At 65.8% G+C, this 237-nt stretch carries 1 protein-coding gene; it reads left to right on the top strand.

All coding sequences use genetic code 11. The features are described 5' to 3' along the window. Positions 1-38 precede the first annotated feature (38 nt). Positions 39-237 (top strand): cytochrome o ubiquinol oxidase subunit IV (locus HKX41_13365; GenBank protein ID NNC25123.1); only part of this gene is annotated, 199 nt, incomplete at its 3' end.

Consider the following 237-nt stretch of genomic DNA (forward strand, 5'->3'; position numbering starts at 1 on the left):
GGCGTCTTCACCTTCGTCTACCTGATGGGAGTGCTGCCGTGACCCAGTCCGCGCACCACGACAACGCACACGATCGCGCTCACGACGACCACGGTCACGAAGAGCACGACGACTACCACGGCACCGTCAAGGGCTACACCATCGGCTTCCTGCTGTCGGTGGTGCTGACCGCGATCCCGTTCTGGCTGGTCATGGCCAAGGTGCTCCCGTCCTCGGGCGCCACCGCCGCGGTGATCC

Source organism: Salifodinibacter halophilus, from assembly GCA_012999515.1.
GTDB classification, from domain to species: Bacteria; Pseudomonadota; Gammaproteobacteria; order Nevskiales; family Salinisphaeraceae; genus Salifodinibacter; species Salifodinibacter halophilus.